General features: G+C 74.7%; 1 pseudogene. It reads right to left on the bottom strand.

What is annotated here, in order from left to right:
- Positions 1–62: 62 nt before the first annotated feature.
- Positions 63–1,164: pseudogene (locus tag ACIKT0_RS18690) on the bottom strand (DNA-packaging protein); the annotation flags it as partial.

The raw sequence follows: 1,164 nt of genomic DNA, 5'->3' as shown, positions 1-1,164 counted from the left end.
CTGGCGCGTCGGAAGGCGCGGCGGACGATCCGTCGCTCAACGCCGGCATCGACCGCCGCTGATCACAGGCCGAGCACGCGCGGCCCCCGGCCGCGCGCGCTCAGCATCAGATGCGTCACGGCCCAGACCAGCGCGTCGACGCGGTCGGGCGAGCGTCCCTCTGCGAGGCCGTCGAGGCCCAGCGCCGCCATCTCGTCCTCCAGTCGGGGATGCGCCCCGACATGGACGACGCGGCCCTGCGCGTAGAGCGCCGCGACCGGCTCCGCCCGTAGCCACTTGCCCCGCGTGGCCCTCACGGCGATGAGGGAACCTGCGGATCGGCCTGCGCGATCACCGCGCGCACCATGTCGCCGCCCTGATTGACCTCCGCGACCAGCGCGTCCGCCTCGAGCCGGCGCCAGAGCGCCACCGCGCGGGCGGCCCAGACCTCCGGGCGGCTGGCCTGGACCGTGGCGTCCTCCAGCACATAGCTGCGCCCGTCCGCGCCGAGGCCTACGGCCACCAGGCCGCAGGCGTCCGATTTCTTGCCGCCGGCCGGCGGATCCACCGCCACCACGATGCGGGTCAGTTCGGGCGCGGCCGCGACCCGTCCGCGCTCGATCGCCTCGCGGGTCCAGAGGCCGTCATCACGATCCTCCAGCAGTTCGCCGTCGAGTTCCTGTCGGCCGAGCCTCGTCCCCGCATAGGTCCCGACCACCGCGCGCAGGAAGCCGGGCGCGAGATTGGCCGCGTTGGCCCGCGTCGTGGCGCGGGTCACGGCGGTCGCCGGATCGGCGAGCAGCCGCTTCAGCAGCGGGACGGCGCGGGGCGTGGTGGTCGCGATCTGCCGCGGCAGCCGTCCCAGGCGCAGGCCGAACTGCAGCATGTCCCAGGTCTCCTCCGCGCGCCGCCATTTGGCGATCTCGTCGCACCAGGCGGCGTCGAATTGCGGCCCCCGCAGCGCCTCGGGGTCCTCGGCCGAAAAACCCTGCGCGATCGCGCCGTTGCGCCAGACGAGCCGGCGACGGCTCGGCTCGTAGGTCGGCCGGTCCCAGCGCCGATGCACCGCAAGCAGGCCGGATACGCCGTCGATCATCACCTCGCGCAGATCCGAGTAGGTCTCGGCCACCAGCGCGATGCGCCCGGCCGGCCGCTCCGCGAAGCCGGTCGCGCTCGGCGCGACCG

The sequence above is a fragment of the Hansschlegelia beijingensis genome (assembly GCF_045505405.1).
Taxonomy (GTDB): Bacteria; Pseudomonadota; Alphaproteobacteria; order Rhizobiales; family Methylopilaceae; genus Methylopila; species Methylopila beijingensis_A.
The sequence above is the reverse complement of the archived record's forward strand: the minus strand, read 5'-3'. Positions and strand labels throughout refer to the sequence as shown.